Source organism: Microbacterium sp. Yaish 1, assembly GCF_002245215.1.
GTDB lineage: Bacteria > Actinomycetota > Actinomycetes > Actinomycetales > Microbacteriaceae > Microbacterium.
The window spans coordinates 1,207,793-1,220,921 of the sequence record NZ_NPMR01000001.1; the positions used below are offsets into that span (position 1 = coordinate 1,207,793).

General features: G+C 70.5%; 12 protein-coding genes. 2 read left to right on the forward strand and 10 right to left on the reverse strand.

Annotated elements, in window-relative coordinates; genetic code table 11:
• Positions 1–43: 43 nt before the first annotated feature.
• Genes CI089_RS05710 through mbhE form a run of 6 tightly spaced genes read right to left on the reverse strand, consistent with a single transcriptional unit; the run spans position 44 to position 5,660 of the window.
• A complete protein-coding gene (locus CI089_RS05710) occupies positions 44–373 on the reverse strand; it encodes a cation:proton antiporter (RefSeq protein WP_094260632.1) in 330 nt (109 codons plus the stop codon).
• The gene (locus tag CI089_RS05715) at positions 370–627 is read right to left on the reverse strand and encodes a monovalent cation/H+ antiporter complex subunit F (protein WP_023953776.1); all 258 of its coding nucleotides are present in this window, start codon (positions 625–627) and stop codon (positions 370–372) included. The genes CI089_RS05710 and CI089_RS05715 overlap by 4 nt, the downstream gene beginning before the upstream one ends.
• Positions 624–986 carry a Na+/H+ antiporter subunit E gene (locus tag CI089_RS05720; protein ID WP_094260633.1) on the reverse strand — a complete coding sequence of 121 codons (363 nt, stop codon included), beginning with the start codon at positions 984–986 and terminating at the stop codon, positions 624–626. The genes CI089_RS05715 and CI089_RS05720 overlap by 4 nt, the downstream gene beginning before the upstream one ends.
• On the reverse strand, positions 983–2,512 hold the full coding sequence (locus tag CI089_RS05725) for a monovalent cation/H+ antiporter subunit D family protein (RefSeq protein ID WP_094260634.1): 1,530 nt from the start codon (positions 2,510–2,512) through the stop codon (positions 983–985). The genes CI089_RS05720 and CI089_RS05725 overlap by 4 nt, the downstream gene beginning before the upstream one ends.
• A complete protein-coding gene (locus tag CI089_RS05730) occupies positions 2,509–2,886 on the reverse strand; it encodes a sodium:proton antiporter (protein ID WP_094260635.1) in 378 nt (125 codons plus the stop codon). Before CI089_RS05730 ends, CI089_RS05725 begins: the two co-directional genes overlap by 4 nt.
• On the reverse strand, positions 2,883–5,660 hold the full coding sequence (mbhE, locus tag CI089_RS05735) for a hydrogen gas-evolving membrane-bound hydrogenase subunit E (protein ID WP_094260636.1): 2,778 nt from the start codon (positions 5,658–5,660) through the stop codon (positions 2,883–2,885). Before mbhE ends, CI089_RS05730 begins: the two co-directional genes overlap by 4 nt.
• A gap of 272 nt (positions 5,661–5,932) precedes the next feature.
• Between mbhE and CI089_RS05740 the strand changes: the two genes are divergently transcribed.
• Together CI089_RS05740 and CI089_RS05745 are read left to right on the forward strand one after the other, a co-directional pair.
• Entirely contained in the window at positions 5,933–7,447 is a 1,515-nt protein-coding gene (locus tag CI089_RS05740; RefSeq protein ID WP_256977539.1) for an alanine/glycine:cation symporter family protein, read from the forward strand.
• Positions 7,448–7,548: 101 nt separating this feature from the next.
• Positions 7,549–8,193, forward strand: a complete 645-nt coding sequence (locus CI089_RS05745; protein ID WP_094260638.1) for a TetR/AcrR family transcriptional regulator — start codon at positions 7,549–7,551, stop codon at positions 8,191–8,193.
• Between the two features lie 89 nt (positions 8,194–8,282).
• Here CI089_RS05745 and CI089_RS05750 read toward each other — a convergent pair whose 3' ends face one another.
• The 4 genes from CI089_RS05750 to CI089_RS05765 all read right to left on the reverse strand — a co-directional run bounded on the left by CI089_RS05750 (position 8,283) and on the right by CI089_RS05765 (position 13,014).
• Positions 8,283–9,275 carry a LacI family DNA-binding transcriptional regulator gene (locus tag CI089_RS05750; protein WP_094260639.1) on the reverse strand — a complete coding sequence of 331 codons (993 nt, stop codon included), beginning with the start codon at positions 9,273–9,275 and terminating at the stop codon, positions 8,283–8,285.
• A 196-nt stretch (positions 9,276–9,471) separates the two neighbouring features.
• The gene (locus CI089_RS05755; RefSeq protein WP_256977541.1) at positions 9,472–10,236 is read right to left on the reverse strand and encodes a phosphotransferase; all 765 of its coding nucleotides are present in this window, start codon (positions 10,234–10,236) and stop codon (positions 9,472–9,474) included.
• Between the two features lie 146 nt (positions 10,237–10,382).
• A complete protein-coding gene (locus CI089_RS05760) occupies positions 10,383–11,465 on the reverse strand; it encodes a MupG family TIM beta-alpha barrel fold protein (protein ID WP_094260641.1) in 1,083 nt (360 codons plus the stop codon).
• Positions 11,466–11,478: 13 nt separating this feature from the next.
• Positions 11,479–13,014: a PTS transporter subunit EIIC gene (locus tag CI089_RS05765; protein ID WP_094260642.1), complete on the reverse strand. Its 1,536-nt coding sequence runs from the start codon at positions 13,012–13,014 to the stop codon at positions 11,479–11,481.
• Positions 13,015–13,129: the final 115 nt, after the last annotated feature.

Here is a 13,129-nt window from a genome sequence, read left to right on the forward strand (position 1 = left end):
ATATGCCACGGCGCCCGCGCCCCGGCCCGCCCCACCGCGCGTGTCATGCGTCCTCGTCGAGAGCCGCGGTATCGGTGCCTTCGGTGAACCGATGCCCCGAGCTCACCGCGGCGCGGGCGATGACGATGGCCGCCACCGCCGAGGTGATCAGCTGCAGGAGCACGGCGAGCACGACCTTGACGACGTTGTCGACGGTCGGAACCTGCAGCACCGCGCCGACCGTGATGAACGCGACGCCCAGGCCCGCCGCGGTGGCGACAGCCGAGATGCGCGCGTAGGGGTCGGGGAAGCGGCGCAGGCCGACCGCGGCGACGACGAAGATGAGCGCGCCCAGCAGAGCGAGGACCTGACCGATGAGCTCGAGGATCGTCATCGACGACCTCCCGTCAGCGCGCGGGCGAGCGAGACCGCGGCGAGGAAGGCGACGAGGGTCGCGACCAGCACGAGGTCGAACGTGCCCTCGCGCGCCAGGCGTACGCCCACGAGCGCCACGAGGCCGACCAGGCTGAAGGTGAGCAGGTCGGCGGCGATGACGCGGTCGGCGGGGGTCGGTCCGCGCAGGATGTGCACGACGGACGCGATCATGGCGATCGCGCATCCCGCCGCGGCGAGGTCCAGCAGGTTCATCTCGGTCCTCCCAGTGCGACCGCGCTCGTCATCCGGCGGTCCATGTCGGCGAAGTCGGCCAGCGCCGAATCGGTGTCGCGGTGGTACAGCGAATGCACGATGACGAAGCGCTCGCCGGAGTCATCTCGTGCCGCGCCGAGGGCCAGCGTGCCGGGAGTCAGCGTGATGAGGACGCTGATCGCGGTGACGTGCAGGTCGCCCGCCGACCCCAGCGGAAGCCGCACGACGCGTGGGGTCGCGGCCAGCCCCGGGCTGAGGATGTCGCCGAGCACTCTCACGGACGTCAGCGTGAGCTGCGCGGCGAACCAGCAGACGAAAGCCGCGAACCGGAAGGGCAGAGTGAGGATGCTGAGGATCACGGCAGCACCGCCCGGACGTACGCGGTCGTATCGAGCAGGCCGGCGGCCGCGACCTCCGCGAGCGCGAACAGCCCCTGCGCACCGAGCCCGAGGGCGAGGGTCGCCGCGGCGAGCGCGACAGCCGGCGCCGCGAGCGCGGCGCGGGTCGTGGAGCGCTGCGCCACCGCGAGTCCGCCGCGCCCGGCCGGACCGGCCGGCTCGGCCGGCTCGGCCGGCTCACCACCGGTGACCGTGCGGGCGAAGACGGCGTTGAAGATCTTCAGCATCGACAGCAGGGTGATCAGGCTCACCACGATCGCGATGACCGCCGCCGCGACCTGTCCGTCCTCGACCGCCGCGACGAGCAGCATGAGCTTCGCGAAGAAGCCCGAGAACGGCGGGATGCCGGCGAGCGACAGCGCCGCAACGCCGAAGGCGACCATCAGCACGGGTTCCCGGCCGACACGACCGCGCAGGTCGTCGAGGCGATCCGTCCCGAATCGGGTCTCGATGGCACCCGCAGACAGGAACAGCGATGCCTTCACGATCATGTGATGAAGCAGGTAGAAGATACCCGCGGCCAGACCCAGGGGCGTGAACAGCGCGACGCCGAGCAGGATGTAGCCGATCTGGCTGACCATGTGGAAGGCGAGGATCGACCGCATCCGGTCCTCCCCCACCGCGCCGAGCACACCGATCAGCATCGTCGCGCTGAAGACGGCGACGCCGATCCAGAGGTAGGTCTGGTCGCCCTCGAAGCCGACGGCGTAGATGCGGTAGATGGCGTAGATCGCGACCTTCGTGTGCAGACCCGAGAACATCGCGGTGATGGCCGGCGACGTCGACGGGTACGCGCGGGCGAGCCACCCGTGCACGGGGACCACAGCGGCCTTCATCGCGAGCGCGAAGAGGCAGACCCCGAGCGCTGCCGCCACCAGAGGCGACTCCTGAGCAGCGCCGGCGAGCTCGGCGAGGTTCACCGTGCCCGCGACACCGTAGACGAGCGCCACCCCGGCCAGGAAGACCGTGGAGACGAACAGGTTGAAGGTGACGTAGAGCCTCGAGCCGGTGACGGACTCGTCGGTGCCGCGACCGCGACGCGAGAGCACCAGAAGCCCGTACGAGGGCAGCAGCATGACCTCGATGAAGACGAAGAGGTTGAACAGGTCGGCCGTCAGGAGCGCGCCGTTCACTCCCGCCGTCAGCACGAGGACGAGCGCGGGGAAGAGCCGGTTGCGACCGGTGTCCGCGACGATCGCGAAGACGACACAGACGAGGGTGAGCAGGCCCGCCACCGTGAGCATGAGGGCGGAGAACGCGTCGGCGACGAAGGGGATGGCGATGCCGTTGGGCCATCCGCCGATCCCGTGGGCGACGACTGATCCGTCGGCTGTCGCCCACACGAGCGCAGCCGCCGCGATGAGGTTCGCCGTCAGCACGATCAGGAGCAGGACGATCGCCCATCGATGACGATGGCGCGCGAACGCGGCGACACCGCTCGCGAGGAGCGGCACCGCGACGATGAGCGGAAGCAGAGCGTCGTTCATCGGCGTCCTCCTCGGGCCGGGGCCGCGGCCTTCGCATCGTCGGGCCCTGCATCGTCGACGCCCGCATCCTCGAGCCCGGCGTCTTCGGACGGGTTGCCCGTCACGGCGAGGACGAGCAGGTAGATGGTGATCGCGAAGGCGATGACGATCGCGGTCAGGACGAACGCCTGCGGCAGCGGATCGGCCGTGGTCGCCGGATCCAGCGCCTCGCCGAGCGGCTCCTCGCGCGAGTCGATGCCGCCGGCGCTGAACAGCAGCAGATTGACCGCGTGCGAGAGCAGCACGAAGCCGAGGATGACGCGCAGCCGGTCTTCCTGCAGCAGCAGGTAGACCGCTCCGGCGACGAGCACACCGATGGTGAGGGCGAGGATCACCGGACGCTCCTTTCTGACGAACGGTCGGTTCGGACCGCATCGGCGGGAGACAGACCGAGGCGATTGATGGCGGCGAGGATGACCCCGAAGACCGCGAGATACACGCCCAGGTCGAAGACGAGGGCCGTGGTGACGTGCAGGCTGCCGATGTCGACGTGCAGCGGCCGGAGGAACGAGCCGTCGAGAAGCCCCAGCAGACCGGTGCCGACCGCGATGACGACGCCCGCTCCGGCGATCGCCAGGTAGGAACGCTCGATCCGCGGGATCTCGTCGCTCGGGGCGGCGAGGTAGATCAGCGCGATGGCCGCGGCGCCGATGAGCGCCGCGATGAAGCCGCCGCCCGGGTCGTTGTGACCGCGTAGCAGCGCGTAGGCCGACCCGACCACCATCACCGGGGCGACGATGCGTCCCACAGTGGTGAGGAAGACCGCGTTGGCGCGGGCGTCGGAGAGCGCGGCGGAGGTTCCCTCCCGCACCGGGCGGTCAACGGCTCGACGTGCCTCGAGAAGCGCCGTGATCGATACCGCTGCGATCCCCAGGACGACGAGCTCGCCGAGCGTGTCGAGCGCTCGGAAGTCGACCAGGATCGTGTTCACGATGTTGGTGCCGCCGGTCAGCTCCTTCGCCTCGCGGAGGAAGAAGGCGGCGACATCCGAGATCTCGCGGTGTCCGGTGAACACGAGCGCGGCGAGCGTCGCGGTCGCCCCGGCGGCGAGCGCGGCGATGACGGCGAGCACCCGTCGCCGCAGCCGCGACGGGCGCAGGCGGCGCGGCATCCGGCGCAGCACGAGCACCATCACGACGACGGTCAGGATCTCGACGAGCAGCTGCGTCACCGCGACATCCGACGCGCCCAGAACCAGGAACCACAGCACGACGGCGAACCCGGCCACACCCACGCTGATGATCGCGGTCAGGCGGCGGGTGGCGACCGAGACGGCGATCACCCCCGCCGCGACGAGGAGGAGCAGGAGCAGATCGAGCACGAGGAACGGCTCGTCGTAACGCGGCCAACCGCGCCACATCGCCGGAAGCGCCGCCGCGGCGGCACCGATCAGCACGATCGGCACCACGAGGTTCGCGGCGGGGGCGTCAGAGCGCGTCAGGTCGCCGACACGACGGCCGAGCGCGATGATGCCCCGCTGCGCATACTGGACGGCGAGGACGCCCGACCACCGCTGCGGTGCCGTTGGCACGGGAGTACCGCGCAGCCGGAGGCCGACCAGCGTTCCGAGCACGATCGCCGTCACCGACAGCAGCAGAGCCGCGTTCACCCCGTGCCAGAGGTAGATGCCCGAGACGGATGCCGCGTCGACGCCCGCGGCCCCCGCTGCCGCGGGTCGCACGACCGGGTCGAGCAGCGGCGCCCCCACCCCGAGAGCCAGCCCCAGGATCGCCGGGACGGATACGGCGATCGACATCACTCGAGTGTCGCGCCAGGGGCGGGCCTGCGGCCCGTGCTCACCGGGCCGAGCGGCACCGAGGCGACCGGGCAGCAGGGGAAGCACCAGGCGCAGGCTGTACGCCACCGTCAGCACGGCTCCGGCGGTGGCCACGATCGCGAGCGTCCATGACAGCGCAGGCGAAGCAGCCGTGAGGAACGAGTCGAGAAGCAGCTCCTTGCTGATGAACCCGAGCATCGGAGGGATGCCGGCCATGCTGACCGCCGCGAGGATCAGAATCGCGGCATCCCAGCGCAGCATCCCCCAGGATCCGCGGAGCTCGGTCAGGATCCTGGCCCCGGTGCGCTTCTCGACCAGCCCGACGCCCATGAACCCGGCGGACTTGAACAGCGCATGAGCGACCACGTGCGCGCTCGCCGCGAGCATCGCCGTCGGTGTGCCGACGCCGATCACCGCGACCAGGAGGCCGAGCTGACTCACGGTCGAGTACGCCAGCAGCTCCTTCATGTCGGCGCGCCGGACCGCGAACAACGCCCCCATGAGAGCTGTCCAGAGCCCGACGCCCACGAGAAGCGGCGACCAGATCGCCGCCGCGGACGCGGCTGGCGCGAAGAGCATGAGCAGGAAGATCCCGGCCTTCACCATCGCCGCCGCGTGCAGATAGGCGCTCACCGGGGCGGGCGCCACCATGGCATCCGGAAGCCAGGCGTGGAACGGGAACTGCGCCGACTTCGTCATGGCGGCGATCGCCACGAGCACCGCGACGACCGTCGCGAATCCCGGGTTTTCGCGCCACAGCGGGTGCGCGAGGACGGTGGTGAGTTCGGTGGTGCCGGTGCGCGCGATCAGGGTCACGACGGCGGCGAGGAGAGCGAGACCGCCGGCGGCGGTGACGAGGAGCGTGCGCGTTGCGGGCTCTTTCGCCGCGGGGCCCGAGCGGAGGATCAGCAGATAAGAGCACAGGGTCGTCAGCTCCCACGCCACGAAGAGGACGACGAGGTCATCGGCCAGGACGAGGCTGAGCATCGCCGCCGCGAACGCCGTCATCAGGCCGTAGAAGCCCGGCGACCGAGGCTGGCGCAGGTACGAGGTCGAGTAGACGAGCACCACCGCGCCGATCGCGAGCACCACGACGGCGAACAGCAGCGCGAGCCCGTTCAGCCGGAGGCGCAGCGCGATGTCGAGTGCCGGGATCCACGGCACTGATTCGCGGACGACCTGCTGCGGGTTCCATGCCGAGAGCACGAGCCCGAGCACCGCGAGCATGCCGGCGGCCAGAGGCCACCCCGCGTGCCGTCCGGTCAGCCGCACGAACGCGGGGGCGAGCGCCACGAGCAACCAGGCTGCAGCGACCGCGACGAGGAGGGTCATGCGCGCTGCCGCCCGGTCAGGGCGTTCGCGGGCGCGCGGCAGCAGAGGGCAGGCAGGACAGTGAGCACGGATCCTCCGGGTTCGATCGACGACTTCGTGCCGACCAGACTTCCCGGCTCACCAGCTGACAGCGTACCGGGGGTCACCTGGGGGAATCAGGTGCGCGCGAAGGCTTGACATCCCACGCATGAGTGGTTTTTCACGCGACCGGTGAGTCGCATTCGGTCGCGTCGCCCTCGCACCGGGCACTCCGAGTCGTCATACTGGCGAACATGGATTCGACGGGCATGGATGCCGTGAACGACTGGCTGCTCACGTGGGGCGACCACCTCTGGACCTGGATCGTCCTCCCGGTCGTGGTCCTCCTCGGGCTCTACTTCACCGTCCGATCGGGTGTCGTGCAGTTCCGCCTCATTCCCGAGATGTTCCGCACGCTGACCGACAAGACGCCGCAGACCGCGGACGGCAAGCCGCAGTCGGTCTCCGCCTTCCAGGCGTTCACCATCTCAGCGGCGTCCCGCGTGGGCGTCGGGAACATCGCCGGCGTGGGCACCGCCATCGCGGTGGGCGGCCCGGGCGCGGTGTTCTGGATGTGGGTCATGGCGTTCGTGGGTGGTGCCTCGAGCTTCATCGAGTCGTCGCTGGCGCAGCTGTTCAAGACGCGCGATCGCGGCAGTTTCCGCGGCGGTCCCGCGTACTACATGCAGCGCGGGCTGGGCGCCCGGTGGCTCGGCATCCTCTTCGCCGTCATCCTGATCATCTGCTTCCCCTTCGCCTTCAGCTCACTGCAGGCCAACACGATCTCGGCCACCATCAGCTCGAGCCTCGGCGGCGACCTGCCCTGGCTGCCGTGGGTCGTCGGTGGCGGCGTCGCACTGCTGACCGGGCTCGTCGTGTTCGGCGGGGTGCGCCGCATCGCCTCGGTGACCCAGGTGCTCGTGCCGATCATGGCGCTCGCCTACCTCGTGCTCGGGGTGATCGTCGTCGCGCTGCACCTCGACCGGATCGGGCCGGTGTTCGCCGAGATCTTCACGTCGGCCTGGGGCTTCAACGAGGTCGTCGGCGCGGCCTTCGGCTACATCGTGCTCACCGGCGTCAAGCGCGGCATGTTCTCGAACGAGGCTGGGCTCGGCTCGGCCCCGAACGCCGGCGCGAGCGCCGCCGTGACCCATCCGGTGAAGCAGGGGCTCGTGCAGACCCTCGGCGTCTACTTCGACACGTTCCTGGTGTGCTCGGTGACGGCGTTCATCATCCTGGTGTCCGTCCCTGATCTGGCGGGAGCCTCACGCGGAATCGACCTGACGCAGGGGGCGCTCGTCGACACCCTCGGCGAGTGGTCGAACATCGCCCTGAGCATCATCATCTTCATGCTCGCGTTCTCGTCGATCCTCGGGAACTACTACTACGGCGAATCGAACATCGAGTTCATCTCGACCAATCCTGCCGTGCTGACGGGATACCGCGTACTCGTCGTCGCCGCCGTCCTCAGCGGATCAGTGGTCGGCGCCGACCTCGTCTGGAACTTCGCCGACGGCGTGATGGGGCTGATGGCGCTGACGAACCTCATCGCGATCGCGCTGCTGTCGGGCATCGCGTTCCGACTGCTCAAGGACTACACCGAGCAGCGTCGTGCCGGGCTCGACCCGGTCTTCACGCGGGAGCGACTGCCCGGTGTCCGCGGCATCGAGTGCTGGGAGGACGAGCTCACCGTCACCGGCCCGATCGACCTGCCCGTGCGCGCCCGCCAGGCGGCCAAGCACCGCGACCACCTGCACGGGCGGCGCTGACCGGCCGGTTCGACGGCTCGTGATCGGCCGATCGCGACCGACACGCTTCGCATTCCCCCGCGAGCCCCACGCAACGCGCGGGTTGCCGCCAGGATGAAGAAATGCCGCGCGTGACCCAGACGCCCCGAACCGCCGCCCGAGGCCCGTACGCCAAGAGCGCGCGCACGCGCACGTTGATCCTCGACGCGGCCTTCGCCGTCTTCGCGAGCGCGGGCTACCGCAAGGGCTCGCTGCGCGAGATCGCCGACCGCGTCGACATGAGCGAGGCCGGGCTGCTGCACCACTTCCGCAACAAGGCCGAGCTGCTGCTGGCCGTGCTCGACCACCGCGATGACCTCGCGCGCAGCAGGTTCTCGTTCGAGGAGCACTCGGGACGCGACGCGCTCGAGGATCTCGTCGCCCTCGCCGACTACAACTCGACGATCCCGGGGGTCATCGAGCTGTTCTGCACCCTGTCGGCGGAGGCGACCTCGCCCGACCACCCCGCCCACGACTTCTTCCGGAACCGGTACGAGAACAGCCGGAAGATCGTGGTCGACGCGCTCAGCGTCATCCGGTCGGAGGGCGGCCTGCGGGCGGACGTCGACATCCCCAGCGCCGCCGCGCGGTCGATCGCGGTGTGGGACGGCCTGCAGATCCAATGGCTCCTCGATCGGACGACGCTCGATATGGCCGACGAGCTGCGCGCCTGCTTCGACGAGTTCCTTCTCGAGGACCTCGCCCCCGCCCGTCGCGCAACGCCCTGACCCTCTCCGGCTGCGCGGGGCCAACCGTCGACTCGCCAGAAGTTGCGGATGCCGGGTGCCCGCGACCCGCATAACCTGCCGAGTCGACGTCAGGAGGACGGGGCCGCGGTCGACTCGCGCCAGATCACGTGCTGGAGCGGACCGGTGGCGGACGGCGGCTGCTCGCCCCGCATGAGCGCGATGAGCCGGTCGGCGGTGCGGCGGCCGAGCTCGACGTAGTCCATCGACACACTCGTGAGAGAAGGCGTCTGGAATGCACTCGTGGGCGAGTCGTCCCACCCCGTCACGCTCACATCTCCCGGCACCGTCCAGCCGCGCTCGAGCGCTCCACGGATGACGCCGGTGGCGATGAAGTCGTTGGCGGCGATGACGGCGAGCGGGAGCGAGCCCTCGTCGAGCGAGCGGATCGCGTCCAGGCCGGACTGCGCGCTCCAGTCCCCCTCGACGACGCCGACGGACTGCACGCCCAGGCGAGCGACGGTCGCCTCATACGCCCGGCGGCGCGCATCCGCTGAGGGATAGCTCCGCGCACCCGTGATGTGCAGGAACCGGCGGTGCCCGAGCTCTGCGAGCCGCTCGACCATGCTCTCGAGCGGGTGCACGTCGAGCATCTCGCCCGAGACCCGCATGTCGTCGTCGAACTCCGCGAGCGTCAGAACCGGGACGTTGGGGTCGACCCGCACGAGATCGTCGCCCGGAACGGGCGCGTAACACAGGATGCCCTCGAACTGGCGGGAGTCGATCATCTCCAGCAGTCGCGGACGACGCTGATCCGGGGCGTTGGGGATGCTCTGCACCTCGACGTCGTACCCCGCGGCCCGCGCGCGCTCGATCGTGCCGGCGATGAGCGGAGCCGAGTGGAACGCGGTGATCGGGAGGACGGCAGCCAGGCGGCCCGTCCGCGTCGTGCGCATCGAGCGGGCGGCGAGGTTCGGCCGGTAGTCGATCTCGCGCGCTGCCTCCAGCACCCGCTCGCGGGTGGCCGCCGAGATGCCGGCGCGCCCCGTGAAGACCTGCGAGACGGTCGACTGCGACACGCCGGCACGGGCTGCGACGTCGCGGCTGGTGGGCCGTTTCCCCATGACTGCCTTTCCTGGCATGTGACTCTACCGACGTTCGTCGACGACGGCCTCTCGCAATTGATACTACGTATTACTGCTACGTACCAGTAATCGCCCCAGCCCCAGCCCCGTGCGGCATCCGTCGACTCGCCACGATGTGCGGATGCGGCGCTCCCCGGACCCACCGTTCCTGGCGAGTCGACGGAGGAGGACGGGGTCAGGGGGTCAGGGCCTGGGACCAGAGGGGGCGGTGGCGGTCGACGTAGTCGCGGACGGAGGCCCAGTGGGCGCCGTGGCCCTCGACGAACATCGTCGCCCACGGTTGACGGCCCGATCGGTGCGAGGCCTCGAGGAGCGTGAGCATCGCGTCGACCCGGTCGCTCATCGCGCGGGGCAGCTCCGCGCGCAGCGCGGCCGATGCGCCGTAGCCGTCGACGAAGGAGCGCAGGCGATCGGCGGCCACCGCCGGGTCCTCCGCGGGGTCGCCGAGGGCGAACGTCTGCGCCGCGTAAGCGAGGTCCCACAGCCGCGTGCTCGGGGCCGCGGCATCCCAGTCGATGAAGACCCAGCGCTCCCCCACGACCAGGTTCCAGGGCGCGAGGTCGTTGTGACACACCAGCTCGTCGCCCGGAGCGGGGATCGCCGTCTCCCAGATCGCATCGGCGGGGGCGACGAACGCCGCCGCCGCGTCATGGATGCCGCGGACGAGGGCTCCGACACGTCGCATCTGGTCGAGGCCCATCGGGCCCGCGTCGATCGCGAGCGTCCCGTCGACGAACTCGATCACCTGCCGGTCGGCGTCGTCGCGTCCGCGCGGCTCGGGAGCGTCGATCCCCCGCGCCCGGAGCGCCTCGACGAACGCGATGACGCTGGGCGTCGATGCCGCCCATGCCTTGCGGACGGTGTCGCCGATGCGCACCACATCCCCGCTCGCATTGCCGCCGTCGAGCCGCTCCCCCTCTCCCGCATCCGCATCCCACACGCCCCCGAGCGTAAGCCCCGTTCCCCCCCTCCATCCCCGTCGAGTCGCCAGAAACGGCGGGTCCGGGGCCGACCGCATCCGCAGTTCGTGGCGACTCGACGGGGAGGGGGGCAGGGGGCAGGGGGCGGGGGGCAGGGGGCGGGGGGTCAGGTGGGGAGGGGGATCGGGCGGAGGAGCTGGCCGGGGCGCAGGTCGTCGATGATGCCGCGGTAGGGCGCCGCGACCTCGCCGATGCGAGCCTGGCCCGCGTCGAGCGGACGATCGACGCGCATGAGGTGCACCTCGCCCCGGTACCGCCCGTAGGCGTCGAGGTCGACCTGCAGGCTGCCGCGCTCGCGCGCGTCGGCGTTGCGGATACGCGAGGGACGGATGCCGCCACGCGTCTCCTCCAACCGGAAGGATGCCGCCGCCTCCTCGACCCGGAGGCGCCAGGGCCGGTCGAGGAGCACGGATGCCGCGGCATCCAGCCCCACGACCGGCAGCGTCACCGTGCCCGTCGCCTCGAACTCGGCGATCCAGGCCGCGTGATCGTCGGCCACCGCGCCCTCGGCGCAGACGACGACCGCCTCGGGAACGAGCCGCCGCAGCTGCAGGTACGAGCGCCAGGCGTTGCGGTGCCGCTGCTCCTCGAGCGTCGGCAGGCCGAGATGCAGCGGCGCACGCAGCTCGCGCTCGCCGGGGATGAACGCGAACACCGGCATCCCCCGATCGAGGAACAGCCGCGACTGCGCCACCAGGAACGACGCCGTCAGTCCGGTCTCGGGGCGCGGGTAGAAGTTGTGCCAGCCCACGACGGGCAGCCCCGCCAGCTCGTCGAGGAACGCCGCGTCGACCGTGCTCGCGTTGACGGCGATGCGGCATCCCGAGGCCTCGGCGATCCGGCCGATCTCGTCGGCGTCGAAGCCGTAGTCGAGTCGCAGCATCGTGATGCCGCGACGCGCGAGCCAGCCCCACCCCTCATCGCCGGCCACGACGTGCTCGAGGGCGACCGGGGAGACATCGGCGCAGAAGGTCAGTCCGTCGTCGTCGTGCGCCGCGCGCAGCACGCCGCCGAACGCGGCGAGCTCACCGGTGTCGACCATGTGCAGCGAGGTGAACAGCATCCGCTCGTCGCCGGAGGCGCCGGACGCACCCGGCGACGCCGACGACGACGGCGCCGTCGCGAGCACCTGATCGATGACGGCCCGCCGCGTCTCGGCGGCATCCGTGGGGTAGATCGAGAACAGCATCGGAGCTCCCGCCTCAACCGAGCCGCTCGACCATGTGCTCCTTGAACCCGAAGAACCAGGTCAGCACGAAGCCCATGATGTACGAGATCACCAGGCCGCCGACGTACCAGAGCCACGCGCCATTCGTGATGACGGCGGTCATGAGCACGCCCGAGAGCCCGAGGGCACCGGCGCCGAACCCGCCACTGGCCTGGATGCCGAAGGCGACGAACGCGCCGCCGAAGCCGCCGCCGAGGCAGGCCGTGATGAGGGGGTAGAACAGCGGGAGCGAGACGCCGTAGATGAGGGGTTCTCCCACTCCGAGCACGCCGATCGGCAGGGCGGCGCGGATGATGTTCTTCAGCCGGGTGCTCTTGGTCTTGAGGAAGATCGCGATCGCCATGCCGACCTCGCCCGCCCCGGCCATCGCCAGAACCGGCAGCAGCTCCGTGAAGCCGTGGTCGGTGATGAGCTGCGCGTGGATCGGCGTCAGACCCTGGTGGATGCCGAGCATGACGAGGGGCAGGAACAGCGACGACAGCAGGTATCCGCCGACGACGCCGCCCCGCTCGAGGGCGAAGTCGATGAGCAGCCAGTTGATGCCCTGCATGAGCAGACCCGAGATCGGCATGATCACGAAGATGCAGATGACCGCACCGATGAGGAGCGTCACGACCGGCACGACGAAGAGGTCCGCCCAGGCGGGAACGCGCTTGCGGATCCACTTCTCGATGACCGTGAACAGCCACGCCGTGACCATGACGCCGATGATGCCGCCGAGCGCGGGCTTGAGCTCGCCGAAGAGCGGAAGGACGAGCGGCTGAGCCGGCGTGACCGTGCCGTCGGCGGCCGTCGTCGCGGCGATGCCGGCGAGCGCCGGCAGGTACGAGATGGCGCCGGCGATGAGTCCGAGCACGGGGGTGCCGCCGAACTCCTTCGCCGTGTTCAGCCCCACGATGAGGTTGAGCGAGGTGACGACGATCGTGCCGAGGGCGGCGAACACCAGGAACCACGGGTTGGCGGTGACGCTCGGGTCGATGAGCTTCCAGATGTTGCCGATCGCCACGACGAGTCCACAGGCGATGAATCCGGGGATGATGGGCACGAAGATGTTCGCGATGTGACGGAACAGCCCGTGCACGCGCGAGGTGTGCCGCGACTTCACCTTCTGCGTGTGCTGCTGCTGCAGCGTGCGCAGGTCGGTCGCCGCGTCGACGGGCTCGCCGCCGCCGGATGCCCGGGCGCCCGCCGCGCGGCTCCCCGCCGCGGCCGCCGCGATGTCGGCGACCTCGTCCTCGGGGTCGTCGACCGGAGCCTCGGCCGGAGCGTCGACGATCTCGGCGAAGGCGTCGCGCAGGCGCTGCGCGTGACCGGGACCGACGACAACCTGCAGCTGCGGGCCGTCGACGACGCCCATCACACCGGTCAGGCGCCGCAGCGCCGCGACATCCGCCTTCGACGGGTCATGCAGGTTCAGTCGCAGCCGCGTCATGCAGTTCGTGTACGAGGCGATGTTCTGCGAGCCGCCGACGAGCGGCAGGATCTCCTCGCTGAGTTCGGGGTAATCCACGGTGATTCCTTCCGGCGGACGGGGTTCGGGTGTCGGATGCTGGTGCTGGTGCTGGTGCTGGTGCTGGTGGTGGTGCTGGTGGTGGTGGTGCGACGGGCGCGGGCGGGCGCCGGCG

Bases quoted from the DNA above. Each gene is read 5' to 3' on its own strand.
- CI089_RS05710 (WP_094260632.1), bottom strand. From the start codon at position 373: ATGACGATCCTCGAGCTCATCGGTCAGGTCCTCGCTCTGCTGGGCGCG.
- CI089_RS05715 (WP_023953776.1), bottom strand. From the start codon at position 627: ATGAACCTGCTGGACCTCGCCGCGGCGGGATGCGCGATCGCCATGATC.
- CI089_RS05725 (WP_094260634.1), bottom strand. From the start codon at position 2,512: ATGAACGACGCTCTGCTTCCGCTCATCGTCGCGGTGCCGCTCCTCGCG.
- mbhE (WP_094260636.1), bottom strand. From the start codon at position 5,660: ATGACCCTCCTCGTCGCGGTCGCTGCAGCCTGGTTGCTCGTGGCGCTC.
- CI089_RS05740 (WP_256977539.1), top strand. From the start codon at position 5,933: ATGGATTCGACGGGCATGGATGCCGTGAACGACTGGCTGCTCACGTGG.
- CI089_RS05745 (WP_094260638.1), top strand. From the start codon at position 7,549: ATGCCGCGCGTGACCCAGACGCCCCGAACCGCCGCCCGAGGCCCGTAC.
- CI089_RS05750 (WP_094260639.1), bottom strand. From the start codon at position 9,275: ATGGGGAAACGGCCCACCAGCCGCGACGTCGCAGCCCGTGCCGGCGTG.
- CI089_RS05760 (WP_094260641.1), bottom strand. From the start codon at position 11,465: ATGCTGTTCTCGATCTACCCCACGGATGCCGCCGAGACGCGGCGGGCC.